Here is a 24,362-nt window from a genome sequence, read left to right as displayed (position 1 = left end):
GATACATGAGACACCGGCCCAGTATAAGAGAGGTCGCGAACACCCGCCCCGCAAGCGCGCAGCGACGGGACGAGGCCAACGCCGAAGCCGAAGCAGCGAAGGTGTAGCAAAGCGCAGCACGGCGCAACAAAGGCATCAACGCAAAGGTTCGAAATCCGCAGCAACCAGGGAGCCGTCATGAACATTCACGTCGCCATCGGGCCGCTCGTCGCGCTCATCGCAGGCATTCTGATTCTCGCCGTGCCGCGTCTGCTCAATTACATCGTCGCGCTGTATCTGATCATCATCGGGGTCATCGGGCTTTTCGGCGTGGGCGGGCACCTGTGACCCGCTCAGGCTGCGCCCGACAGCGTTTGTTGACACAGGCGAGATGAGTATTTGCGCGTGCTGCTGCGCAAAACGCATTGCGCAGGCGGCCCCGCTGCCACTACTCTTGTGCGTGCATGCCGCGCCGCTGCGGCAAGCGGCTTTCGTTTTCGAGCAACGCTGTCAATCTGCTTACTATGCCCGCACCCATTGAAGACTACGCATTGATCGGCGACGGCCACACGGCCGCGCTCGTTTCCCGCGCCGGATCCATCGACTGGCTCTGCTGGCCGCGCTTCGACTCCGGCGCCTGCTTCGCCGCCCTCCTCGGCACGGAGGAAAACGGCCGCTGGCTCATCGCGCCCGCGCAGCCCGATGATGGCCAAAGCGACCAGAACCGGGCCGAGATCAGGACCACGCGCCGTTATCGCGGCGACACGCTGATCCTCGAAACCGACTTCGAAACGCCCGAAGGCGCGGTGACGCTCATCGACTTCATGCCGCCCGGCAACGGCTGGTCGGAACTCGTGCGCATCGTGGTGGGCCGGCGCGGCACCGTGCGTATGGAAAGCCGGCTCGTGCTGCGCTTCGACTACGGCTTTTCGGTGCCGTGGGTGAGCCGCCTCACCTACGAGAGCGGCATCAAGGCCACCGTAGGCCCGGACACGGTCGTGCTGCGCACGCCTGTGGACCTCCAGGGCGAGAACATGCACACGGTGGCGCAGTTCGAGGTGAAGGCGGGCGAGCGCGTGCCGTTCTCGCTTTCGTATGCGGCCTCGCACTTGCGTCTGCCGCCGCCGCGCGACCCGTTCACGGCGCTTGCGCGCACGGAAAACTTCTGGGCGGAATGGGCCTCGCGCGGCACAGTGGAAGGCCGCTGGGCCGAACCCATCCGCCGCTCGCTCATCACGCTCAAGGCGCTGGCCTACGAACCCACCGGCGGCATCGTCGCGGCGCCCACCACGTCGCTGCCCGAACAGCTGGGCGGCACGCGCAACTGGGACTACCGCTACTGCTGGCTGCGCGACGCGACCATCACGCTGCTCGCGATGATGCGCGGCGGCTATTACGACGAGGCGCGGGCCTGGCGCGCATGGCTCGGCCGCGTGATGGCCGGCTCGCCCTCGCAGTTGCAGATCATGTACGGGCTCGCCGGCGAGCGCCGTCTGCCCGAATTCGAACTCGACTGGCTGCCCGGCTACGAAGGCGCGAAACCGGTGCGCGTGGGCAACAACGCGGTCGGCCAGCTGCAGCTCGACGTGTACGGCGAAGTGATGAACGCGCTGCACCTCGCGCGCGTGGGCGGCTTGCAGGCCGACGACACCGCATGGTCGATCCAGTGCGCGATGCTCGAACACCTGGAAACGATCTGGACCGAGCCCGACGAGGGCATCTGGGAAACGCGCGGCGGCCGCCAGCATTTCACGTTCTCGAAGGTGATGGCGTGGGTCGCGTTCGACCGGGCGATCAAGTCGGCGGAAAAATTCGAACTGCCGGGGCCGCTCGATCACTGGCGCGAACTGCGCTCGACGATCCATGCGACCATTTGCGAGCGCAGCTTCAACAAGGATCTGAATTCCTTCACGCAGATCTACGGCGGCACCGATCTCGACGCGAGCCTGCTGCTCATGCCGCTCGTCGGCTTCCTGCCTGCCGCCGATCCGCGCATCGCGGGCACGGTCGCGGCGATCGAGCGCGACCTCATGTGCGAAGGTTTTGTGATGCGCTACCGCACCACCGAATTCAACGACGGTCTGCCGCCGGGCGAAGGCACCTTCCTTGCGTGCAGCTTCTGGATGGTCGACAACCTGGCCCTGCAAGGCCGCATGGACGACGCACGCCGTATGTACGAGCGCCTGCTTTCGCTCGCCAACGACGTGGGATTGCTCGCCGAGGAATATGACCCCATAGCGGGGCGTCTGGTCGGCAACTTCCCGCAGGCGTTCTCGCATGTGGCGCTCGTGCATACGGGCCTGAACCTCATGCGCCACGAACAGGAAATGGCGAAGGAGACGGGACATCCCGCGGTCGGCGGCGCGTCGGCCGAGCCGGCTGTTGCATCCGCATCGTAAATGTTCGAAAGCGCCTGGACGTTTTCGCGAGCTGGGGTACACTAGGCATGCTGCGTTGCACAACAGCCGGGCGGAAAAAATACCGCCCGAGCCGCCTGGCAACGGGGCGAAACGCGTGTACCGTCTTGCAGCGCCCTTGCAGCCACCCGCTGCGAGATGCGTGCGGGTCTGCCCGCGCTAAAGCCCTCCGGGCGGCGGCCGATAAACAACCTGACTGACTGACCGACCAACCTGCCGGCCCGCATCTGCTCCGCGCCTTGACCGCGCGCGACCCGGGTGCGAACCGCCCCTTGAAGATGCCGGAGCGCCCATGCTCTATCAAATCCGTGAATTCCAGCGCGCATTGCTCAGCCCGCTGACCGCCTGGGCCCAGGCCGCCTCGAAATCGTTCTCGAATCCGACGAGCCCGTTTTCACTCGTGCCGGGCGCCACGCGCTTTGCCGCAGGCTACGAACTGCTCTATCGCCTTGGCAAGGACTACGAGAAGCCTGAGTTCAACCTTCGCCAGATCGTGAAAGACGGCTTCAATATTCCGATCGTCGAGCAGACCATCATCGAGAAGCCGTTTTGCCGCCTGCTGCGCTTCAAGCGCTACGCAGACGACACCGGCGCCGTGGCCGCGCTCAAGGACGAGCCCGTCGTGCTCGTGTGCGCGCCGCTCTCGGGCCACCATGCCACGCTCCTGCGCGATACCGTGCGCACGCTGCTGCAAGACCACAAGGTGTACATCACCGACTGGGTCGACGCGCGCATGGTGCCGCTCGAAGCCGGCGCGTTCCATCTCGACGACTACGTTGCGTATATTCAGGAATTCATCCGCCATATCGGCGCGAAGAATCTGCACGTGCTGTCGGTTTGCCAGCCTACGGTGCCCGTGCTCGCGGCCATCTCGCTAATGGCGAGCCGCGGCGAGGACACCCCGCTCACGATGACGATGATGGGCGGGCCGATCGACGCGCGCCGCAGCCCCACCGCCGTCAACTCGCTCGCCACCGAACATTCGCTCGAGTGGTTTGCGAACAACGTGATCCATAGCGTGCCGGCGAACTATCCGGGCGAGGGACGCGAGGTGTATCCGGGCTTCCTGCAGCACGCGGGTTTCGTGGCGATGAATCCGGGCCGTCACACCACGGCGCACTGGGACTTCTACAAGAGCCTGCTGCGCGGCGACGAAGAGGACGCCGAAGCACATCGCCAGTTCTATGACGAATACAACGCGGTGCTCGACATGGCCGCCGAGTATTACCTCGAGACCATCCGCACCGTGTTCCAGGAGTTCAGCCTCGCTGAAGGCACGTGGGACGTGGCCGGCGAACGCGTGCGTCCGCAGGACATTCGCGACACGGCGCTCTTCACGATCGAAGGCGAACTCGACGACATTTCGGGCGCGGGCCAGACGCGTGCCGCGCACGACCTGTGCGCGGGCATCCCCGAGGCGAACAAGCATCATCTGACTGCCGAGAAATGCGGCCACTACGGCATCTTCTCGGGCCGCCGCTGGCGCACGATCATCTACCCGCAGCTGCGCGACTTCATCCGCCAGCACGAGCAGGCCGCCGGCCACACGGGCAAGTCAACGTCTGCCCGCAGCCGCGCCGCACAAGGCGCTGTCGCCTGACGCAGCCTTGCGCTTCACTCGAGCGCACGCAGTACACGCCAGCAGCAAAATCCGCGCGCCGTCCCAGGACGGCGCGCGGCGTTTGTGGAGCGTGAAACGAACTTGCGCGAACTCGCGCGAACTTGTGAATTCGCCGCGTGCGGCTCGTGCGCTACTTGCGCATGAGATACGCGAGCAGCATCTCCGTGTTCAGCTGAATGATTTCCGCGCGTTCGGCAGTCGTGCTGAAGTCGCGGCCGAGCGTGGCGTTGAGCGTGTAGCGGTTCGACACGATGTAGTAGCCCATGCCCGAAAGCGTCACATAGAGGCGCAACGGATCGACGCTCGGGCGGAACAGTCCCGCAGATTCGCCGCGTGTGAGAATCGAACCGAGCGTCGCCACGATCGGCGAGATCATCTCGCGAATTCGTGTGGACTTCTGCATATATCGCGCCTCGTGCAGATTCTCGTTGTTCACGAGCCGCAGCAGTTCCGGATTGTCGCGATAGTAGTCCCACACGAAATGCGCGAGCCGCGTGATCGCCTCCACGGGTGCGAGCCCCGCGAGATCGAGCGCGCGCTCGGCCTCATTGAGCGCGCCGAATGCGTGCTCGAGGACTGCCGTGAATAGTTGCTCCTTGCTTCCGAAGTAGTAATAGAGCATGCGCTCGTTGGTTTCCGCGCGTCGCGCAATCTGGTCGACGCGTGCGCCGAACAGGCCGCCATTGGCGAATTCTTCCGCCGCGGCGAGCAGAATGCGGCGGCGGGTGCCTTCAGGATCTCTTTTGATTTTTGGCTGATTCATGGTGGCAGGATCTCGTTAAGCCGCGTTGTCCGGTTTGCGTTGTCGGGCAATACTGCGCCGGGCCTCTCCTCGCCCTGGTATCGACAACGTTGTGCGGGGCGCGCCAGGTTAATGGACAGACACCCTCCGACCTACGGTCTTGCGTTCCTTCTTGTTTGTTAGATGTCGTTGCGAGCCGACATCGTTCTTCCCCCTGTCTGCTGCGTGCGAAGCACGTTGCCTGCCGTGCCCGACATGTCCCGCTTACGTCTATTGATTTCCCCTGGACTGCACGGTGCTTCACATTAAGCGCTTTGATTATGGCACATGGCCCGCCGATGGCAATGCGGGAAATCGGCGATAATGCAAGCTTTGGCGCTGTGCGTGTGCGCCCCCTCAGGCCCGGTGCGAAACCCTGCGTGCCCAGGCCACGCCACCGCCCGCCCCGCCCCGATGTAGCGAACGTGAACGATCCCAAAACACTCGCAGATCGCATCGAAGATCTGCTGCCCCAGACCCAGTGCACGAAGTGCGGCTATGACGGCTGCCGGCCCTATGCCGAAGCCGTCGCCGCCGGCACCGCCAACTACAACCAGTGCCCACCCGGCGGCCTGGAAGGCGTCAAGCGCCTCGCGACACGGCTCGGCAAACCGGTCATCCCGATCAATCCGGACAACGGCGTAGAGCGCCCGCGTCCGGTGGCGTTCATCGACGAACAGTTGTGCATCGGCTGCACGCTGTGCATGCAGGCGTGTCCCGTCGACGCGATCGTCGGTGCGCCCAAGCAGATGCACACCATCGTCAAGGATCAGTGCACGGGTTGCGATCTGTGCGTCGCGCCCTGCCCGGTCGACTGCATCGCAATGATTCCCGTTACGGGCGAAGCAACCGGCTGGGACGCATGGACGCAACAGCAGGCCGACGAAGCCCGCGTGCGGCATGACCGGCGCACCGCGCGCCAGGCCGCCGAACGTCATGCCGCCGAGGCGCGCGCCGCGGCACGCCGCGCCGCCACGAGCGCACCGCAGGCCGAGGCGCCGCAAGACGCCGCCACGCAGCCCGCGAGCCCGCCCGCCGACGACGCCGAAGCGAAGAAGAAAGCGATCATCCAGGCCGCGCTCGAACGGGCGCGCCGCAAGAAAGCGGAAATGGCCGAACAGGGTGTGGGCCCACGCAACGTCGAGCACGTGAGCGCCGACGTGCAGGCGCAGATCGACGCCGCCGAGGCGCGCCGCAAGCGTATCGGTATCGAGCCGGGCACATCGGACCCATCGCCCGCCAACGACAAATCCGCGCGATAGCGCTGCGCAACGCCCAGGCCCCACGCACAACGAACATGAACGCCACCAAGCGCCGCGCCATCTACGAAACGCTGCAAAGTCTCAATCCGCATCCCACCACCGAGCTGGAGTTCAACACGCCGTTCGAACTCCTGATTGCCGTGATGCTCTCCGCGCAGGCCACCGACGTTTCGGTGAACAAGGCCATGCGCCGCATGTTTCCGGTCGCCAACACGCCGCAAGCGGTGCTCGCGCTGGGCGAGGAAGGTGTGGCGGATTACATCAAGACGATCGGCCTTTATCGCACCAAGGCCAGGAACGTCATTGCGACGTGCCGGATTCTCATCGAGCAGTACGGCAGCGAGGTGCCGCCCACGCGCGAGGCGCTCGAAGCCCTGCCCGGCGTTGGACGCAAGACCGCGAATGTCGTGCTCAACACGGCCTTCGGCCAACCGACCATTGCCGTCGACACGCATATCTTTCGGGTTGCGAACCGAACGGGACTCGCACCCGGCAAGGACGTGCGCGCCGTCGAAACCGCGCTCGAAAAATTCACGCCGGCCGAGTTCCGCCACGACGCGCATCACTGGCTCATCCTGCACGGGCGCTATGTATGCAAGGCGCGCCGGCCGGAATGCTGGCATTGCGTGATCGAGCCGCTGTGCGAGTTCAAGCCGAAGACGCCGCCGCCGGAGCTCTGAGCGAGCGCGTGCGCCCGGACGTAAAATGATCGACACGGATGTCGCAGCACGGCACCGCACGAATTAGCGCCTCATCAATACGACCGACTCAAGATGTTCAATCCCAGCCGCGACGAAGTCCGCCGCTTTTTCACCGAGACCTGGCGCAAGCAGCGCGCGGGCGAAATCCTCACGCCGCTCGAGGCGATCGCCGCCGACTGGATCGTCGAGCACCCCGAATATCACGCCGAACTCGCCGACGCCGATGCGGCCACCACGCAGGACTACTCGCCCGAGCGCGGCCAGAGCAATCCGTTCCTGCATCTGTCGATGCATCTTGCCATCAGCGAGCAGTTGTCGATCGACCAGCCGCCCGGCATCCGCGCGGCCCACGACCGGCTCGCGGCACGGCTCGGCTCCACGCACGACGCGCAGCACGCGATCATGGAGTGCCTGGGCGAAACGATCTGGGAAGCACAGCGCACGAACACGCCGCCCGACACGGACGCCTATCTCATGCGCATCGAGCGCCGCGCCTCGCGCGACTGAATCGCAATCGATTCGCGACCGAGGCAAAACTCGCGACCGAGGCAAAACAACCCGTAAAAAAAAAGCACCCCGCGAACGCCTCGCCGAAAGCGAGGCCCACGCGGGGTATTCGACATGATGCGGCACGCATGGCGCGCGCCGCGCTCACGCTTACTTCTTGTTGACGAGGTCGCCGCCGAGCGACTCGATGTACGCGGCGAGATCCTTCATGTCGCTCTGCGAAAGGCTCTGCACCTGCGCCTGCATGATCGGATTGTTGCGGCCGAGGTGCGGATTGCTCGTGCCCATCTGGTACTGGCGCAGCGCCCAGTAGATGTAGTCGGCGTGCTGGCCGGCGAGCTTCGGATATTCGGGGCTCACGGGCTTGTTCAGGCCCGGGCCATGACAGGCCGCGCAGTTGTGGCTGTCGGCGAGGACCTTGCCGTTGGAGGCGTCGGCCGCGTGCGCGGGATTGAGCGCGAGCGCGGCGGCCAGTGCGCCCCCGGCGAGGGCGAGCTTGATGGTTGCACCGGCAAACGAAGGCACAGCCGTGTAGGGCTTGTTCATGGATTCTCCACCTGCCGGTTATTTATTCGGATTGTCTTTCGACGCGGCCGTTTGCGACGCATAGTAGGCCGCGATGTCGGCGATGTCCTGTTCGGTCAGCGAGGACGCGATCGCGTGCATCGTCTCGAAGTGCCGGTCGCCCTTCTTGTAGGCGAGCAACGCGCTCATGATGTACTGCGCGTTCTGGCCGCCCAGAATGGGCACGTGATAGACCTCGGGGTAAGCGGTGCGGTAGTCGGGAATACCATGACAGCCGATACACATCGCCACCTTGTCCTGACCCGCCTTCGCGTTGCCCACGATGTCCGCGTGAGCCGTGACCGCGAAGCACGCCAGCATGGTGATTGCGCCCGTGACGACGTGCTTGCCGACAATTTTTTTCATAGCATCCAACCTGGCTTGAGGGGATTCGAACGCCCGAACCGCAGGCCACGGCCTGCGCCGCATTACTGCTGTTTTACTTTTGGGGTCGCCGTGCAGGCCGAAAAAAATCGCTCCGAGTATACCGCGGCGCCGCGCCGGCCGTCCACCGGCCGCGCCACGCCTGGCGGGCCTCGGAGCGCCTGGCGAGGGCTCGCCAAGGGCCCGTGGCGGCCACGCAGCGCCCTTGCGCGCTGACTCGCCCGGCAGACAACCCGGAGGAACCCTGGCACGCGCAACGGACTCGCCGCGCGCCGCCGCGAGACGGCTGGCAGCGCTTGCGCGCCGCGCCCCGAAGAGCGGACCCAACGATACGCGGTGGCGCGCCGACGCAACACCCCATCTGACTTATACTGGGATTTTTTTCCCCAGCGAGCGGATTCACCATGCGCGCCACGCGTTTCGAAGGCTCATCGCAATACGTCGCCACCGACGACCTCAAGCTCGCGGTCAACGCCGCGATCACGCTCAAGCGCCCCCTGCTCATCAAGGGCGAGCCCGGCACGGGCAAGACCATGCTGGCCGAAGAAGTGGCCGCGGCGCTGGGTATGCCGCTCATGCAGTGGCACATCAAGTCCACCACGAAGGCGCAGCAAGGGCTCTACGAGTACGACGCGGTTTCGCGCCTGCGCGACTCGCAGCTCGGCGACGAACGCGTGAAGGACATCGCCAACTACATCGTGAAAGGCGTGCTGTGGCAGGCGTTCGAGTCGGAGCAGCAAAGCGTGCTGCTGATCGACGAAATCGACAAGGCCGACATCGAGTTCCCGAACGACCTGCTGCGCGAACTCGACCGCATGGAGTTCTACGTCTACGAGACGCGCCAGCTCATCAAGGCGAAACAGCGTCCGCTCGTCATCATCACGTCGAACAACGAGAAGGAGCTGCCCGACGCGTTCCTGCGCCGCTGCTTCTTCCACTACATCAGCTTTCCCGATCCGGCGACGATGCAGCGCATCGTCGAGGTGCACTATCCGGGCATCCGCAAGGAACTGCTCAACGCGGCCATGGAAAGCTTTTTCGAACTGCGCAACGTCGCGGGCCTGAAGAAAAAGCCGTCTACGTCGGAACTGCTCGACTGGCTCAAGCTCCTGCTCGCCGAAGACATTCCGCCCTCGGCGCTGCGCGCGGCCGACGGCTCGAAGTCCATGCCCCCGCTCGCCGGCGCGCTGCTCAAGAACGAGCAGGACATGACGCTGTTCGAGCGCCTCATCTACATGAACCGTCACAACCGTTGAACCGTTGATAAGGACGCCGCGCGCAAAAGCCGGAGACACCGCATGCTGATCGACTTCTTCTACACGCTGCGCGACGCGAAGCTGCCGGTTTCCGTGAAGGAGTACCTCACGCTCGTCGAAGCGCTCAAGGCGCGCGTGATCGCGCCCTCGCTCGACGACTTCTACTACCTCGCGCGCATGACGCTCGTGAAGGACGAGCAGTACTTCGACCGCTTCGATCAGGCATTCGGTGCGTATTTTCGCGGCATCGAGAAGAAGTCCGGGCTCGCCTTCGAGATCCCCGAAGACTGGCTCAAGAAGCGGCTGGAGCGCGACTTCACGCCCGAACAGCGCGCGCAGATCGAAGCCATGGGCGGACTCGACAAGCTCATGGAGCGCCTCAAGGAACTGTTCGAGGAACAAAAGGAGCGCCACGAGGGCGGCAGCAAGTGGATCGGCACGGGCGGCACGTCGCCCTTCGGCCACGGCGGTTACAACCCCGAGGGCATCCGCATTGGCGGCGAAGGCGGCCAGCGCAGCGCCGTGAAAGTGTGGGACGCGCGCGCGTACCGCGACTACGACGACCAGGTCGAAATCGGCACGCGCAACATCAAGGTCGCGTTGCGCCGCCTGCGCCGCTTCGCGCGCGAAGGCGCGGCACAAGAGCTCGACCTCGGCGACACGATCCGCAGCACCGCCGCGAACGCGGGCTGGCTGGACCTCAAGATGGTGCCGGAGCGCCACAACAACGTGAAAGTGCTGATGCTGCTCGACGTGGGCGGCTCGATGGACGATCACATCAAACGTACCGAGGAGCTGTTCTCGGCCGCCAAGGCCGAATTCAAGCATCTGGAGTTCTATTACTTCCACAACTGCGTGTACGACCACCTGTGGAAGAACAACCGCCGCCGCCACGCCGAGCGCACGCCCACGTGGGACCTGCTGCACAAGTTCACGCCCGACTACAAGCTTATTTTCGTCGGCGACGCCACGATGAGCCCGTACGAGGTGCTTCAGCCGGGCGGCTCGGTCGAATACAACAACCCCGAAGCGGGCGCCGTCTGGCTGCGCCGCCTCGCCGACCAGTTCCCGCATTTCGCCTGGCTCAACCCCGAGCCCGAACGACTATGGGAGTATCGCCAGTCGGTGTCGATCATCCGCGAAATTCTCGGCCACCGCATGTACCCGCTCACCGTCGCCGGGCTCGAAACGGCCATGCGCGTGCTGAGCAAATAGGCGCCGGCGCTCCCGCCCCTCTCCGTTTTCCCGAGGCGGCGCATGCCTGAGTGTCAACAGGCCGCGCCGCCCGACCTCGTCATCACTACGCATTTGGAGACCACCGCATGACCGCCCCCTCCTCCCCTGACCTGCGCGCGACGTTCAGGCCGGGACCGCTGCGGCCCTTCGCCGATACCTCGGCCGCCACGATCGTGGCCGGCTTCGTCGCGATGATGACGGGCTACACCAGCTCGCTCGTGCTGATGTTCCAGGCCGGCCAGGCCGCGCATCTGTCCGACGCGCAGATTTCCTCGTGGATCTGGGCGCTTTCCATCGGCATGGCGCTCACGACCATCGGCCTGTCGCTGTGGTTTCGCGCGCCCATCGTGGTCGCGTGGTCCACGCCGGGCGCGGCGCTCCTCATCAGCTCGCTGCCGCACGTCCCCTATGCCGAGGCGATCGGCGCCTATATCGTGTGCGCCGTGCTGCTCACGGCCGTGGGCCTCACCGGCTGGTTCGACACGCTCATGAAGCGCATTCCCGCGGGTATCGCGGCGGCACTGCTTGCGGGCATCCTGTTCGAGATCGGCATCGAGATCTTCCACGCCGCGCAGGTGCAGACGCCGCTCGTGCTCACGATGTTCTTCGGCTACCTGATCGTGAAGCGCTTCGTGCCGCGCTACGCGATCGTCGCGACGCTCGCGATCGGCATCGCCGCCGCCGCTGCGCTCGGGCTGCTCGACTTCAGCCACTTCCGCGTGGCGGTGGCCAAACCCGTGTTCACGATGCCGGCGTTCTCGCTCACGGCGGTGGTGAGCATCGGCATTCCGCTCTTCGTCGTGGCGATGGCCTCGCAGAACGTCCCCGGCATCGCCGTGCTGCGCGCCGACGGCTACGACCACACGGCCGCACCCTCGTCGCCGCTCATCGCCACCACGGGCCTGGCCTCGCTCGTGCTCGCGCCGTTCGGCTCGCATGGCGTGAACCTCGCGGCCATCACCGCGGCGATCTGCACGGGCCCGCATGCCCATGAGGACCGCACGAAGCGCTATATGGCGGCCGTGTGGTGCGGCATTTTCTATCTGATCGCCGGGACCTTCGGCGCGACCATCGCGGCGCTGTTCGCAGCGTTCCCGCCGGCGCTCGTGGTGTCGATCGCGGCGCTCGCGCTGTTCGGCTCGATCATGAGCGGCCTCACCAACGCCATGCAGAACGCGAGAGAGCGCGAAGCCGCGCTCATCACCTTCATGGTCACGGCATCCGGGCTCACGCTGCTCTCGATCGGCGCGGCGTTCTGGGGGCTGGTGGCGGGCGTGATCACCCAGTTCGTGCTGAACGCGCGGCGCGCCTGAGGCGTCTGAGTCGCCGCATGCGCCTGCCAGCACTGCCGGCACGGTGTGTGCGGCGCGATCGACATGCACCGCACCCGCTTGAAACGCAACGCCAGGCGTTTCCGCCATAAAATGATGAACTGAGCCGCGCCCGGACGCGCGGCAAGATGCGCCCCAGCCGGCTTCCCGCGCCATCCGCACGGGCTGGGCCGCAACGGCGCAGCACCCATTCGCGTCCCGCCCGGCGCGCCCCAGGTTCACGCCTGAAGCGCACCGGCCGTTCAACTCTCACCGAAGCAGGCGCGCACGCGCCCACAAGGCCTGACATGACTACCGCACTCGACCAGCTCAAGCAGTACACCACCGTCGTCGCCGATACGGGCGACTTCCAGCAATTCGTGCAGTACAAGCCGCAGGACGCGACGACCAACCCGTCGCTGATCCTCAAGGCGGTCCAGAAAGCCGAGTACCGTCCGCTGCTCGAAAAAACCGTGCGCGATCACGCGAGCGAGTCGCTCGAGTCGATCATCGACCATCTGCTGATCGCCTTCGGCACCGAAATCCTCAAGATCATTCCGGGCCGCGTCTCGACCGAAGTCGATGCCCGCCTCTCGTTCGACACGAAAAAGTCGATCGACAAGGCGCACCACATCATCGACCTGTACAAGCAGGCCGGCATCGGCCGCGAGCGCGTGCTGATCAAGCTCGCCTCCACCTGGGAAGGCATCCGCGCGGCCGAGGTCCTGCAAAAGGACGGCATCCGCTGCAACATGACGCTGCTGTTCTCGCTCGCGCAAGCCGCCGCGTGCGCCGAAGCGGGCGCGCAGCTCATCTCGCCGTTCGTGGGCCGCATCTACGACTGGTACAAGAAGGCCAAAGGCGCCGACTGGGACGACGCGAAGGACGGCGGCGCGAACGACCCGGGCGTGCAGTCGGTGCGCAAGATCTACGCGTACTACAAGAAGTTCGGCCACAAGACCGAGGTGATGGGCGCGAGCTTCCGCAACACGAGCCAGATCGTCGAGCTGGCCGGCTGCGACCTGCTCACCATCAGCCCGGACCTGCTGCAGAAGCTCCACGACAGCAACGAGAAGGTCGAACGCAAGCTCTCGCCGGAAGCGTTCAAGGACGCGAAGATCGAGCGCGTGGCCGTGGACGAGCCGTCGTTCCGCTTCCAGCTCAACGAAGACGCCATGGCGACCGAGAAGCTCGCTGAAGGCATCCGCGCGTTCGCCGCAGACGCGATCAAGCTCGAAAAGATGATCGAGGAACTGCGCGCGAAATAATGCGCCGGCGCCATGCAGAGCGCATTGAAGTGTCGATGACCGAGGGCCGCACATGGCGCATGTGCGGCCTTTTTTACACGGCGGTTCTTACGCGGCGGTCTGCAACGACCGTTCCCGTGCGCACTCTCGCAAACCCTGACGACACCCCGCTCAGTCACGCCCTCGCGCGCGCCTAGAATCAGAACAGCGGCGCAACCCGCCGCGCGATCCGGCCCCGCGCACACCCTCGCGCGAAACAGGCCGGCCGACGTCCCGTCCGCAAGGAAACCGACGATGCAAATCCAGCCCTATCTCTTTTATCCCGGCAACTGCGATGAAGCGATCGCGTTCTACGGCGAAGCGCTCGGCGCGAAGGAAGTGATCAAGATGCGCTTCAAGGAGGCGCCGCCGGACCCCGCGCGCCCCATGCCGCCCGAATTCGCCGAAAAGATCATGCATGCGACGCTCCAGATCGGCGACGCGCAGATCATGGTGTCCGACGGCGGCTGCATGACGCAGAACGACAAGTTCCTCGGCTTCGGCGTCTCGCTGACCGGGCCTGACATCGGCACCGCCGAACGCTACTTCAACGCGCTGGCCAAAGGCGGCACGGTCACGATGCCGTTTCAGAAGACCTTCTGGTCGCCCGGCTTCGGCATGCTGACCGACAAGTTCGGCGTGCCGTGGATGGTCTCGGCGCCGCACGAACAACCCGCCTGATCCCCCGCCACGACGGGAGAAGCGCGCCCGGCGTCACTCCATGCGGTGGGTCGCGGCGCGCTCGATGTTCCAGCGCGGCTCGGTTTCGAGGAGGAGCGCGCGCAGGCGCTCCACCTGCTCCTCCACACGCAGGCTGAGCCAGTAGGGTCCCTGCATCTGCGGCTCGGGGCAGCCCTGCGGCTCGCCCGGCATGGTTTCGCGGGCGGCCTCGGCCGTCACGTCGCCCGTGCCGCTCCCCTCCACCCGTGCCGCGACCGGGCGCAGCGCACGCTGCGCCGCCTCGGGGTGACGCCCGCCGCCAAAACGCAGCGCCCGTGCCGTGGCAAGCAGCGCACCGCGCACGGTTTCGCCGCGCTCGGCGAACGCCACGCGCACGAGCGCCTGCTCGTAGCTGCCCGTGCCCGTACAGAGCATCTCCAGCGCACTCAGCAACGAGCGATGCAGACGCTGCACCTGCTCGAGCCGCGCGAGCGGCACGTCGATCTCCCCGGCAACCGAGGGCATCAGCGCGCGCAGTTGCACGAGCCGTGCGTTCAGGCGCATGAAGGTCTGCACCTGCTCGTCGGTGTCGACGTGCACGCCGCCCGCCACCTGCGCGTACACGCGCGCGCATTCGCGCAGATTGTCGGCAAGGCCGTAGCGCCACGAATACGTCGCGTGCAGCGGCAAGGCAAACGAAAACACGAGCGCGATGACGATGCCGAGAATCACGTTGAGCGTGCGCCAGAGACCCGTATCGATGAGATTGTCCCCGTGCCCCGCGACGATGCACATGGTGATGGCGGCCAGCAGCGCGACGTAGCCCGGCTTGCCGATGGCGTAGTAGCCGCACACGGCGGCGACGAGCGACATCAGCACGTAGGTGAGCGACACGGAACCGGTGATGGCCTGCACGACGATGAGCACGAGCCCGATCACGGCGCCGAGCAGCGTGCCGAGTGCGCGCTCGGCAGCCTTCTTGCGGATGTTGCCGTGGTGCTGCAACCCGCCGATCACGACGAGCAGCGTGACCGACGCCCAGATGCCGTGCGGAATATGGATGCCCGAGGTCGCGAGAATCGAGGCGAGCATCGCGAGGCCCACGCGCACGCTGTGGATCACCTTGGCGTTGCGGTAGCGATAGTACGGGGAGGTCAACGCGCGCCACATGCGCGCCAGACGCGAGCGGCGGCGCGGCGGACGCAGGCGTTGCGCGCCGCCGCGCCCGGATCGGCAACGGGATTGGGTTCGGGATGAGGCCATGGCACGGGCTGAACGTGAGCGGGATCGGCAGTCATCGTGCACCAGAAAAACAAATGCCCGCAACTGCGTGCCGCGGGCATCAGGTACAAAACCAGCCCGGCGGCGCGCGCCGGGCACGAGCGGCTCAGCCTTCGACGACGTCGAGATAGTCTTCCGGACGCGTGCGATCCGCGCCCTTTTGCATGCCAACCACGTGCACGAGCGCCGACACGACAACCGAGACCACGAGGTTCACGATCAGCGACCACACCGCCGCGTAGCCCGGAATCGCCATGCCGAACAGGTGAATCGTGAAGATCGAGCCTGCGAGCTTGAGCGAAATGGCCATCCACGTGCCGGTCGCGATGCCGGCCGCCCAGCCCACCAGCAGACCGCGGTAGTCGAGCATGCGCGTGTAGAGACCGAGCACGATGGCGGGCAGGGTCTGGATGATCCAGATGCCGCCGAGCAGCTGCAGCTGGATCGCGTACGTGAGCGGCAGGCCCAGGATGAACGCCACCGCGCCGACCTTCACGATCAGCGAGACCAGCTTGGCGATGTTGGTCTCCTGCTCGTGATTCATGTTGCGGTTGATGAACTCCTTGTGGATGTTGCGCGTGTAGAGGTTAGCCGCTGCAATCGACATGATCGCAGCCGGTACCAGCGCGCCGATGCCGATGGCCGCGAACGCCACGCCCACGAACCACGACGGGAAGAAGTGCAGGAACAGCGCCGGCACCGCGAAGTTCGGGCCGAAGGCCTTGAAGTACGGCGCGAATTCCGGCATGTCCTTCACGCCGGAGGCGAGCGCCATGTAGCCGAGCAGCGCGAGCAGACCGAGCACCAGCGAGTACGCCGGCAGCATCGCCATGTTGCGGCGGATGGTGTTGCCCGACGACGACGACAGAATCGCCGTGACCGAGTGCGGGTACAGGAACAGCGCGAGCGCCGAGCCCACCGCGAGTGTCGCGTAGGCGCTATAGCCGTTCAGACTCGTGGCGTCCGGCGACTTGAGCAGCAGCTTGGCCGGCGGCACGGCGCCGAAGATGTGGCCGAAGCCGCCCATCTGCGCGGGAATCACGATGATCGCGACGATGATCGTGATGTAGATGAGGATGTCCTTCACCACGGCGATCATGGCCGGCGCGCGCAGGCCCGACGTGTACGTGTACGCGGCGAGAATCGCGAACGCGATGATGAGCGGCAGGTCGCCGACAAAGCCCGTCGTGTCGAAGCCGAGTGCGCCGATCACCACTTCGATACCCACCAGCTGCAGCGCGATATACGGCATGGTCGCGACGATGCCCGTCACGGCGATGGCGAGCGCCAGCAGGCGGCTGCCATAGCGCGCGCTCACGAAGTCCGCCGAGGTGACGTATTGATGGCGCTTCGCGACGGCCCAGAGCTTCGGGAACACGACGAACGCGAAGGGATAGATCAGGATCGTGTACGGCAGCGCGAAGAAACCCATTGCGCCCGCACCGAACACGAGCGCCGGCACGGCGACGAAGGTGTACGCGGTGTAGAGGTCCCCGCCGAGCAGGAACCAGGTGACGATCGTGCCGAAGCGGCGGCCGCCGAGGCCCCACTCTTCGAGATGCGCGAGGTCGCCCTTGCGCCAGTGCGCGGCGACGAAGCCGAGAACCGTGACGCCGAGGAAAAACAGAACAAAGACAACGGTTGCCGTGACGTTCATTGCGCGCCCCCTTCATCGCCCTTGCTGCGGGTCTTCGTCTTGAAGTAGACGAGCGCGGTAATGGCAGCGCTGATCAGCACCCAGAGAAGTTGATACCAGTAGAAAAACGGGAAGTCCCACAGAGTGGGCTCGATCTTGTTGTAAGACGGCACCCAGATCATCGCGATCCAGGGCAGCAGCAAAAGCCAAAGCCAATGCTTGCCCGGTTTTCCGGCGTCGGCGTCGTGAGCCATGACGTCTCCTCGTTGCTTATGTAGTTATGCGGCCTGGCTTTCTCTGCGGTCCGCCGCCCGGCGTGAGGCGGCCGATGGCCTCGCAGACGGATAAGCCCGCAAGGTCCCCGAAAGCGCTGAAAAGAGTATCGAGGCCACGCCGCACGGTCAAGCAGGGCGGACCCCAATTCCGAGGACGTTGTCAAGAGCCAACGGATTGCGCCACGTCCGGATAATTGCCCGGAAATACACTTTACAGGCGAAAAAAAACCGGCGCCGAGGCCGGTTATCTGTGCCGCAACGGCGTTGCCGCCGTTCGCGCGGATCAGATCGAGAACGTTGCGCCGTGCTGGCCGCTCGATTCGCGCAGCGCCTTGACCCACTGGTGCGCCGGCAGCCCGAGCTTGCTTTCGAGCAGGCGCGCGCGCTTTTCGAGCGCATCGAAGGTGACTTCGAGCGCCGGGCCCGAGAACGCGAGCGCGACGCGATTGCCTTCGTGCACTTCGGGCAGCGCGATCACGCGGCCTTCGAAGGCTTCGTTCAGGCGCTTCATGTTGCGCACGAAGCTCGGGTGGTCGCCGAACAGATTGATCGTCGCGACGCCGGCATCGGCGAGGCACGCGCGCACGGCGCGGTAGAACGCCACGCTGTCGAGCACCGGGCCGCGCGCGGTCGCGTCGTACACATCGATCTGCAGCGCGCCGATGGTGCCGTGATTGGCGCGGTCCTGCACGAAGTCCCACGCGTCGAGTTCGCGCACGCTCAGGCGTGCGTCGTCGTACGGCAGTTCGAACATCGTGCGGGCGGCCACCACGACCGCCGGATTCAGCTCGATTGCCTCGACCTTGGCGGGACGCAGATAGCGGTGCGCGAACTTGGTGAGGGCGGCGGCGCCCAGACCCAGTTGCACGATGCGCTCGGGTGTCGCGAGGAACAGCAGCCAGGCCATCATCTGCTGCGCGTATTCCAGTTCGATGTGCAGCGGCTTCGCAAGACGCATCGCGCCCTGCACCCACTCCGTGCCGAAGTGCAGATAGCGCACACCGTGCTCTTCCGAGAACGTGACCGGCGCGAAACGCGGCTTGCGCGGCGCTTCGATGACCGGAGCGTTGTCGAGTTCGGCGGCGGCAGCGGCGGCGCGGCGCGGGCGCTTCGGGAGCTTTGCGGTCTTGCTCGCGGTCTCGCCCGATTGCGTCGCGTTGCCGGTTTGCTTGAATGCGCGGGCCTCGGCGGAGGCACGCTTGATGAGAGTCGTCATGTAGAAAATCGTTTGCTGTAGGGGCGCAAATGCAGGTGCATTTGCTCAGGCGACCGAGAGCATAGCATTCGCTGCGCTTCGTGCTGGATTTCGCAGGCATTTCGCGCGCTTCGTCCCGCACGCGGCGCGAATTGGGCAGCGTGGCGATCAGCGCCACGAGATCGTTCACCCCGTGATAGCGAATGCGGCTATCGAGACTGCTTTCGCGTCTCGCTTGCGCAATGACGTCCCACAGCCCCACGCGATGATCGAGCAGCGCTTGCAGTCGCGCTTCGTAGCTCATCCCCGGCAGCGCTTCGCCAATGACATCGCCGATCAATTGCCAGAACCTGTTGGTGTTTTGGTCAATTTGGCACCTGCGCGCCACCCTCCGGGGGTGAAGTGCGACGGCCGCCCACTTTCGGAGGTGCCGAACGGCCAACTTGCATTAACACAGTAGTCGGAGGATAATGCATCGCAATTGCGACGCATCGAGGTACATCATGAAATCCGCCACCTTTCCCTCCATCCGGGTCGAGCCGGAACTCCGTGACGCGGCCGAAAATGTCCTGGGCGAGGGAGAAACGCTCTCGGGCTTCGTCGAACAATCGATCCGCGAGGGCATCGAACGTCGTCGCAACCAGAGCGAGTTCATTGCCCGTGGCATCGCATCGCGCGATGCGGCTCGACGCACCGGCGACTACCTGCCCGCTTCTGAAGTGCTGGCAAAACTGGAAAGGCAGCTCGATGCCCTTCGCACGACGCGGGCAAAATCTCGATGACGTATACGGTCCGGTTCACACGGGCGGCTTCCGATGATCTGGATCGCCTTTATGGCTTCATTGTCGAGCGCGACGACGCCGATGTCGACCTCGCTTCCCGCGCACTTGTGGCCATCACTGCCGGTATCGCGACACTGGAATCGTCGCCATTTACTTGCCGCAAAGCGCATTCGTCAATGCCATTTCTGCGGGAACTGATTATTCCGTTCGGCGCATCGGGGTATGTCGCGTTATTCGAAATCGACGACGATCAAACGGTAACGATCCTCGCCGTGCGCCACCAACGCGAAAGCGATTATCACTGAGCCGGAGTTTTCGAGACAAGCGACGTATTCGACACAAACCCGCTCTTTCGTGCTGAGAACGGAAGGCATCCCGGACTGGAACCTACATCTGCAACCACTGACGCAGCGCCGCCCAGGCGCGCCGCTTCACGTCGTAAGGCATCGCCGCGTACGCCGGGCTGCTCGATGGCAACCGGACGAGCCGATATCGACCTGCCGTCTCATCAAGCGAGCGCATCCCGATCTTCTCCGCAGTTCCGCCGTTGAACGCGATGGCGACCAGATTCGGCAGCGTATCGACCAGCGCAACCAGATCGTTATGCGCATGATCGCGAATACTGCTATCAAGGCTCCCGACACGTCGAGCCTCAGCAACAACGTCCCACAAGCCAACGCGATGTTGCAGCAAGTTTTCGAGCCGAGTCGAATAATCCATCGCGACGAGATCCACGCTGATCACATCGCCAACAAGCGCCCAGAACCTGTTCTGCTTGTGCGCGTAGTACTGCTGCTGCGCGAGCGACGCCTCGCCAGGCAGGCTGCCGAGGATGAGCACACGCGTATGTGCATCGACGACGGGATCGAAGCAGCGCTTGACGGTCATGGCTACGGATGCGGCACGTTCAACGCGGCACGTGATGCGCGCGCGAGGCGGTGTGATCGAGCGGGCCGCGTTCGCGTCCGAGATGCACGCCGGTTTCCTGGGTGAGCGGACCGCTCGCAAGACGCGACCACAGCGCGGGCAGCATGCATTCGGTCACGAGCAGCGGCGCGCCTGCGCGCTCGAATACCGAGCGGCGCGCGACGAACGCGTGCGGCGCGCGCTTCGGCTCGACCACGATCTCGCGCGCGGCGAGCGTATAGAGCGCATGCCGCGCGCTCACGCGCCGGCTCACGAGCGCGGAGCGCGCCACACCGCTGTCGCTATAGAGGAGTTCCGCGAGCGGACGCGTGCGCAAGCGGCGCATGGCCTGCCATACGCCCTGACTCGCGGCGAGCGGCGTCACGCTGTGCGCGGTGACGAACGGCACGCCCTCGACTTCGAGCACGATCTCGCGCACCCACGCGCGCTCGCGCGGCGCGAGGCCAAGCGCGGCGCATTCGTCGGACCAGGGCATATCCACGGCTTCGCGCGTGACCCGCACGACGACGCGGCCGAGCGTGCGCAAATGCGCCGTGAGCGAACCGCCGCGCGTGAGCCAGTCCTTCTGGTCGGCGCTCAAGGCGGGCAAGGGCGTGACGCGCCAGTGCGCGTTAGCGGCATCGAATCGAAGAGGCATGGCGCGCATTATAGGCTGCGAGGATTTCAGTTCGCTGCGAGCGCGGCGGACAAAAGAAAAACCCCTTGCAGCGGGCAGCCGCAAGGGGTCTCGGTCATGCAATGCGGCGTGAAGCTTTACCCCGCGCGCGCCATCAGCAGCGCGTTCGTGCGCTTCACAAAGCTCGCCGGATCTTCCAGCGCGCCGCCTTCCGCCAGCAGCGCCTGATCGAACAGCAGATTGCACCAGTCGCCAAAGTCCGCGCTATCGGTGCGCAGCGCCTTCACGAGCGGATGCTCCGGGTTCACTTCGAGGATCGGCTGCATCTGCGGCGCGTGTTGCCCAGCCGCCTTCAGCATGCGCTGCAGATAGCCGCTCATGTCGCCTTCATCCGCCACGAGACACGAGGGCGAATCGGTCAGGCGGAACGTGAGGCGCACGTCCTTGGCCTTGTCCTTGAGCGCTTCCTTCATGTGCTCGACGAGCGGCTTGAGTTCTTCGCTCACCTTTTCCTGCTGCTGCTTTTCCTCGTCGTTGAGCGCGCCGAGATCGAGGTCGCCGCGCGCCACGCTCGCGAGCGGCTTGCCGTCGAACTCGTTCAGGAACGACAGCATCCACTCGTCCACGCGGTCCGTGAGGAGCAGCACTTCCACGCCCTTCTTGCGGAACACTTCGAGATGCGGGCTGTTCTTCGCGGCCTGCCACGTGTCGGCCGTGACGTAGTAGATCTTCGTCTGCTCGGGCTTCATGCGCGCGACGTAGTCGGCGAGCGAGACGGTCTGCTCGTTCGTGTCGTTGTGCGTGGACGCAAAGCGCGCGAGCTTCGCCACGCGCTCCCGGTTGGCGTGATCCTCGCCGATGCCTTCCTTGAGTACCTGGCCGAATTCGGTCCAGAACGTCGCGTACTTCGCCTTGTCCTCTTCGCTTGCTTCGGCATCCGTAACAGCGCCGGCCATCTCTTCGAGCATCGAGAGCACGCGCTTGGTCACGCCGTCGCGAATCGCCTTCACGTCGCGGCTTTCCTGGAGGATTTCGCGCGACACGTTCAGCGGCAGATCGCTCGAATCGACCACGCCCTTCACGAAGCGCAGATAGTTCGGCAGCAGTTGCTCGGCGTCGTCCATGATGAACACGCGCTTCACGTAAAGCTTCAGACCGCTCTTGTGATCGCGGTTCCACAGGTCGAACGGCGCATGCGACGGCACGTAAAGGAGCTGCGTATATTCGCTGCGGCCTTCCACACGGTTATGCGTCCACGCGAGCGGGTTCTGATGGTCGTGCGCGAGGTGCTGATAGAACTGCTGATACTGCTCGTCGGTAATATCGCTCTTCGAGCGCGTCCACAGCGCGCTCGCCTGGTTGATGGTCTCGTACTCGTCCTTCGTGACCATCTCGCTCTTTTCGGCGTCCCATTCTTCCTTCTTCATTTCGATGGGCAGGCCGACGTGATCCGAATACTTCTGGATGATCGACTTGATCTTCCATGCGGAAAGCAGCTCGTCCTCGCCTTCGCGCAGATGCAGCGTGATCGTCGTGCCGCGCTGCGCGCGCTCGATCGTCTCGACGGCGAACTCGCCCTCGCCCGCGCTCGTCCAGCGCACGCCCTCGGCGGCCGTCAGGCCCGCGCGGCGGCTTTCCACGGTGATCTTGTCCGCGACGATGAAGCCCGAATAGAAGCCCACGCCGAACTGGCCGATCAGCGCCGCATCCTTCTGCTGGTCGCCCGAGAGCTTGCCGAAGAATTCCTTCGTGCCCGAACGCGCGATCGTGCCGAGGTTCGACACGGCTTCGTCGTGACTCATGCCGATGCCGTTGTCGTCGATCGTGATGGTGCGCGCTTGCTTGTCGACGCCCACGCGGATGCGCAGGTTCGGATCGTTCTCATAGAGCCCGCTGTTCGCGATCGCCTCGAAGCGCAGCTTGTCCGCCGCGTCCGATGCGTTCGAGATCAGCTCGCGCAGGAAGATTTCCTTGTTGCTGTACAGCGAATGGATCATCAGGTGCAGAAGCTGTTTCACTTCTGCCTGGAAGCTCATGGTTTCTTGTGCCATGGTCGGGAGTCCTCTTTCGTTGCAGTTCTAGTCTGACAAATTTGTGGCCGCGAGTTCGATGGCCTGTTCGCATCGCGGCGCGCCGCCCGCCCACTTGGGGACAGACGGCGCCGTTTTCAAGAGCCGCCACCCGCGAATTCAGGCTGCCGCGCCGCCGCGCCGGGCCACGCGTTCGAGGTAGTCGGCGAGGAACGCGGGTAGCGCGGGATCGCCGCAGTTGGCGATATTGAAGCGCATCCACGTGGTGGGCGACTGGTGCGGCGAAAAAAGGCTCCCGGGTGCGAGCAGGAAGCCCGCTTCGTGGCCCGCCGCGGTGAGCGCGTCCGCATCGACGCCCGTGTCCGCCCACAGGAACATGCCGGCGCCCGGCGCCGCGAACAGGCGCAGGCCGGCGCGCTCCAGCATGCGCGCGGCCTTGTCGCGCACGCCATCGAGCCGCCCGCGCAGGCGCTCCACGTGTCGCCGGTAGTGGCCCTCCGTGAGCACGCGGTAGAGCACGCGCTCGTTGAGTTCGGGACTCGTCATGCCGACGAGCATTTTCTGGTCGGCCACCGCCTGGGTCACGTCGAGCGCGCTCGCGATATAGCCCACGCGCAGGTTCGGCGCGAGCGTCTTCGAAAAGCTGCCGAGGTAGATCACGCGGCGAAGCTGGTCGAGGCTCGCGAGGCGCGTGGCCGGATAGCCGGCCGGGCAGAGGTCGCCGTAGATATCGTCTTCGACGACGATGAAGTCGTACTGTTCGGCAAGCCGCAGAATGCGGAACGCCTGCGCGGCGGTCAACGAGGTGCCCGTGGGGTTTTGCAGCACCGAATTGATGACGAGCATCCGGGGCCGCCACGTCTCGACCAGCGCCTCGAGGGCGTCGAGGTCCGGCCCTTCGGGCGTGTATGGCATGCCGACGAGCCGCGCGCCCTGCGAGGCGAAGCGCCCGAACATCTGGAACCACGCGGGGTCGCCGACGATCACCGTGTCGCCGGGCTGCACGTAGATGCGCGCGAGCAGGTCGATCGCCTGGGTGATGCCCGAAACGAGCACGATCTGCTCGGGCGTCGCGCCGATCTCGAGTTCCGCCATGCGCGTCTGGAGTTGCTGGCGCAGCGGCAGAAAGCCTTGCGGCGAGCCGAAGCCGAGCAGTTGCGTGCCGCTCTGGCGGCCAAGCGAGCGCATCGCGCCGGTCAGCAGCTCGCCGTCCAGCCAGCGTGCGGGCAGATAGCCCAGACCCGGCCCTTTTTCTGGCCGCGTGGACGTGTGAAGCATGTTGCGCAGCAGCCAGACCACGTCGATGGTGGGTGGCGCGGGGGCGGCAACCGCGTCGGCGCGCGCCGGAACGCCCGCGGCCGCCGGCGGGCGTTCGCCGCCCGCCACGAGCGCCAGCCGCTCGCGCACGTAGAAACCGGAACCGCGCCGCGAGTCGAGGTAGCCCTGCGCGACCAGACGCTCGTACGCCTCGACCACGGTGAAGCGCGACACGCCCTTGTCGAGCGCGAGCTTGCGGATGGACGGCATGCGCATGCCGGGGCGGAACACGCGCTCCTCGATGCGGCGGCGGCCCCACTGCACGAGCTGGTCGACGAGCGTGAGGGTGGCCGCGTCATGCGGGGCGGGAATCTGGTCTAGCGGTACGGAGGACATGAG

At 65.3% G+C, this 24,362-nt stretch carries 24 protein-coding genes and 1 pseudogene; 13 read left to right on the top strand and 12 right to left on the bottom strand.

Annotation, left to right across the window (positions count from 1 at the left end; translation table 11 throughout):
- Positions 1–177 precede the first annotated feature (177 nt).
- The 3 genes from C7411_RS25120 to C7411_RS25110 all read left to right on the top strand — a co-directional run bounded on the left by C7411_RS25120 (position 178) and on the right by C7411_RS25110 (position 3,996).
- A complete protein-coding gene (locus C7411_RS25120) occupies positions 178–327 on the top strand; it encodes a DUF3096 domain-containing protein (protein ID WP_081771773.1) in 150 nt (49 codons plus the stop codon).
- A 176-nt stretch (positions 328–503) separates the two neighbouring features.
- Positions 504–2,378 (top strand): glycoside hydrolase family 15 protein, encoded by a 1,875-nt coding sequence (locus C7411_RS25115; RefSeq protein WP_110386818.1) that lies wholly within the window; start codon positions 504–506, stop codon positions 2,376–2,378.
- Positions 2,379–2,688: 310 nt separating this feature from the next.
- Entirely contained in the window at positions 2,689–3,996 is a 1,308-nt protein-coding gene (locus tag C7411_RS25110) for a polyhydroxyalkanoate depolymerase (RefSeq protein ID WP_110386740.1), read from the top strand.
- 151 nt (positions 3,997–4,147) lie between these two features.
- Here the strand turns inward: C7411_RS25110 and C7411_RS25105 are convergent, their stop codons facing one another.
- The gene (locus C7411_RS25105; RefSeq protein ID WP_110386739.1) at positions 4,148–4,780 is read right to left on the bottom strand and encodes a TetR/AcrR family transcriptional regulator; all 633 of its coding nucleotides are present in this window, start codon (positions 4,778–4,780) and stop codon (positions 4,148–4,150) included.
- Positions 4,781–5,223: 443 nt separating this feature from the next.
- Here C7411_RS25105 and rsxB point away from each other — a divergent pair, with 443 nt between their 5' ends.
- The 3 genes from rsxB (at position 5,224) to C7411_RS25090 (ending at position 7,268) form a co-directional block, all read left to right on the top strand.
- Positions 5,224–6,060 (top strand): electron transport complex subunit RsxB, encoded by an 837-nt coding sequence (rsxB, locus tag C7411_RS25100; RefSeq protein WP_110386738.1) that lies wholly within the window; start codon positions 5,224–5,226, stop codon positions 6,058–6,060.
- Between the two features lie 35 nt (positions 6,061–6,095).
- A complete protein-coding gene (nth, locus tag C7411_RS25095) occupies positions 6,096–6,740 on the top strand; it encodes an endonuclease III (protein WP_110386737.1) in 645 nt (214 codons plus the stop codon).
- 93 nt (positions 6,741–6,833) lie between these two features.
- On the top strand, positions 6,834–7,268 hold the full coding sequence (locus C7411_RS25090; RefSeq protein WP_110386736.1) for a DUF1841 family protein: 435 nt from the start codon (positions 6,834–6,836) through the stop codon (positions 7,266–7,268).
- Between the two features lie 150 nt (positions 7,269–7,418).
- Here the strand turns inward: C7411_RS25090 and C7411_RS25085 are convergent, their stop codons facing one another.
- Positions 7,419–7,814, bottom strand: coding sequence for a c-type cytochrome (locus tag C7411_RS25085; protein ID WP_110386735.1), 396 nt, complete (start codon positions 7,812–7,814; stop codon positions 7,419–7,421).
- Positions 7,815–7,832: 18 nt separating this feature from the next.
- Entirely contained in the window at positions 7,833–8,198 is a 366-nt protein-coding gene (locus C7411_RS25080; protein WP_110386734.1) for a c-type cytochrome, read from the bottom strand.
- Between the two features lie 422 nt (positions 8,199–8,620).
- Between C7411_RS25080 and C7411_RS25075 the strand changes: the two genes are divergently transcribed.
- The 5 genes from C7411_RS25075 to C7411_RS25055 all read left to right on the top strand — a co-directional run bounded on the left by C7411_RS25075 (position 8,621) and on the right by C7411_RS25055 (position 13,985).
- A complete protein-coding gene (locus tag C7411_RS25075) occupies positions 8,621–9,472 on the top strand; it encodes an AAA family ATPase (RefSeq protein WP_110386733.1) in 852 nt (283 codons plus the stop codon).
- Between the two features lie 42 nt (positions 9,473–9,514).
- Positions 9,515–10,687, top strand: a complete 1,173-nt coding sequence (locus C7411_RS25070; protein WP_110386732.1) for a vWA domain-containing protein — start codon at positions 9,515–9,517, stop codon at positions 10,685–10,687.
- A gap of 107 nt (positions 10,688–10,794) precedes the next feature.
- Entirely contained in the window at positions 10,795–12,021 is a 1,227-nt protein-coding gene (locus C7411_RS25065; RefSeq protein WP_110386731.1) for a benzoate/H(+) symporter BenE family transporter, read from the top strand.
- A 305-nt stretch (positions 12,022–12,326) separates the two neighbouring features.
- Entirely contained in the window at positions 12,327–13,286 is a 960-nt protein-coding gene (gene tal / locus C7411_RS25060) for a transaldolase (RefSeq protein WP_110386730.1), read from the top strand.
- Between the two features lie 273 nt (positions 13,287–13,559).
- Positions 13,560–13,985 (top strand): VOC family protein, encoded by a 426-nt coding sequence (locus C7411_RS25055; protein ID WP_110386729.1) that lies wholly within the window; start codon positions 13,560–13,562, stop codon positions 13,983–13,985.
- A 33-nt stretch (positions 13,986–14,018) separates the two neighbouring features.
- Here C7411_RS25055 and C7411_RS25050 read toward each other — a convergent pair whose 3' ends face one another.
- The 5 genes and pseudogenes from C7411_RS25050 to C7411_RS38420 all read right to left on the bottom strand — a co-directional run.
- A complete protein-coding gene (locus C7411_RS25050; protein WP_110386728.1) occupies positions 14,019–15,134 on the bottom strand; it encodes an FUSC family protein in 1,116 nt (371 codons plus the stop codon).
- Positions 15,135–15,351: 217 nt separating this feature from the next.
- Complete coding sequence (gene mctP, locus C7411_RS25045) at positions 15,352–16,902, bottom strand: monocarboxylate uptake permease MctP (protein WP_110386727.1); 1,551 nt, start codon at positions 16,900–16,902, stop codon at positions 15,352–15,354.
- Entirely contained in the window at positions 16,899–17,135 is a 237-nt protein-coding gene (locus C7411_RS25040) for a DUF3311 domain-containing protein (RefSeq protein WP_110386726.1), read from the bottom strand. The genes mctP and C7411_RS25040 overlap by 4 nt, the downstream gene beginning before the upstream one ends.
- A 304-nt stretch (positions 17,136–17,439) precedes the next feature.
- Positions 17,440–18,372, bottom strand: coding sequence for a class I SAM-dependent methyltransferase (locus C7411_RS25035; RefSeq protein WP_110386725.1), 933 nt, complete (start codon positions 18,370–18,372; stop codon positions 17,440–17,442).
- A 130-nt stretch (positions 18,373–18,502) separates the two neighbouring features.
- Positions 18,503–18,706 (bottom strand): annotated as a pseudogene (locus C7411_RS38420) (uracil-DNA glycosylase family protein); the annotation flags it as partial.
- Between the two features lie 148 nt (positions 18,707–18,854).
- On the opposite strand from C7411_RS38420, the gene C7411_RS25025 reads away from it, so the two are divergent.
- Both C7411_RS25025 and C7411_RS25020 read left to right on the top strand, forming a co-directional pair.
- On the top strand, positions 18,855–19,133 hold the full coding sequence (locus tag C7411_RS25025) for a YlcI/YnfO family protein (protein WP_110386724.1): 279 nt from the start codon (positions 18,855–18,857) through the stop codon (positions 19,131–19,133).
- Complete coding sequence (locus C7411_RS25020; RefSeq protein ID WP_110386723.1) at positions 19,130–19,438, top strand: type II toxin-antitoxin system RelE/ParE family toxin; 309 nt, start codon at positions 19,130–19,132, stop codon at positions 19,436–19,438. The genes C7411_RS25025 and C7411_RS25020 overlap by 4 nt, the downstream gene beginning before the upstream one ends.
- Before the next feature lie 82 nt (positions 19,439–19,520).
- Here the strand turns inward: C7411_RS25020 and C7411_RS25015 are convergent, their stop codons facing one another.
- The 4 genes from C7411_RS25015 to C7411_RS25000 form a co-directional block, all read right to left on the bottom strand.
- Positions 19,521–20,021, bottom strand: a complete 501-nt coding sequence (locus C7411_RS25015) for a DNA-deoxyinosine glycosylase (RefSeq protein ID WP_110386722.1) — start codon at positions 20,019–20,021, stop codon at positions 19,521–19,523.
- A gap of 19 nt (positions 20,022–20,040) precedes the next feature.
- A complete protein-coding gene (locus C7411_RS25010) occupies positions 20,041–20,697 on the bottom strand; it encodes a chorismate--pyruvate lyase family protein (protein WP_110386817.1) in 657 nt (218 codons plus the stop codon).
- Between the two features lie 116 nt (positions 20,698–20,813).
- Complete coding sequence (gene htpG / locus C7411_RS25005; protein ID WP_110386721.1) at positions 20,814–22,727, bottom strand: molecular chaperone HtpG; 1,914 nt, start codon at positions 22,725–22,727, stop codon at positions 20,814–20,816.
- A gap of 138 nt (positions 22,728–22,865) precedes the next feature.
- On the bottom strand, positions 22,866–24,359 hold the full coding sequence (locus C7411_RS25000; RefSeq protein ID WP_110386720.1) for an aminotransferase-like domain-containing protein: 1,494 nt from the start codon (positions 24,357–24,359) through the stop codon (positions 22,866–22,868).
- Positions 24,360–24,362: the final 3 nt, after the last annotated feature.

It is taken from the genome of Paraburkholderia silvatlantica, from assembly GCF_003096715.1.
In the GTDB taxonomy this organism is placed as follows: domain Bacteria; phylum Pseudomonadota; class Gammaproteobacteria; order Burkholderiales; family Burkholderiaceae; genus Paraburkholderia; species Paraburkholderia silvatlantica.
This window is presented reverse-complemented; position numbering and strand designations above follow the sequence as displayed.